At 75.8% G+C, this 509-nt stretch carries 1 pseudogene; it reads right to left on the bottom strand.

Annotated features, from left to right (window positions below):
* Nucleotides 1-509 (bottom strand): annotated as a pseudogene (locus FV223_RS29635) (TIGR01459 family HAD-type hydrolase); the annotation flags it as partial.

The raw sequence follows: 509 nt of genomic DNA, 5'->3' as shown, positions 1-509 counted from the left end.
CGCGTCGAGGCCGGCGGCGAGCGCGAGCGCGGCCTCGTAGACCGGCCGGTGCGGCTTGCCGGCATAGGTCACCGCGCCGCCGATCGCGGTATAGGCCTCGGCCAGCAGGCCGGCGCAGGGGATGAGCAGGCCGTCGCGCTCGACCACGAGGTCGGGGTTGGCGCAGATCATCGGCACGTCGCGGGCCCTCAGCGCGGCCAGCGTCGCCCGGTAATCCTCGGCCGTCTCGGTGGCGTCGTCGAACAGGCCGGTGTTGACCACGAGATCGCAGGCGTCGGCCGGCACCAGCGTGAGGTCGAGCCCCTCGAAGATCGGGCCGTCGCGCTCCGGGCCGAGATGGTGGATCCGCGCGCCCGGCCGCCGGGCGATCAGCTCGCGGGTGAGGTCGCCCGAGGTCAGGATCGCGTCGTAGGCGGCGCGCGGCACGCCGTAGCCGTCGAGGATGCGCTGCACGCCGGCCCAGGGGCGGGGCGCGTTCGAGACCAGCACCACCCGGCGCGGGCGCGGGC

Origin of the sequence: Methylobacterium sp. WL116 (genome assembly GCF_008039455.1) — a bacterium.
Lineage (GTDB): Bacteria > Pseudomonadota > Alphaproteobacteria > Rhizobiales > Beijerinckiaceae > Methylobacterium.
The sequence above is the reverse complement of the archived record's forward strand: the minus strand, read 5'-3'. Positions and strand labels throughout refer to the sequence as shown.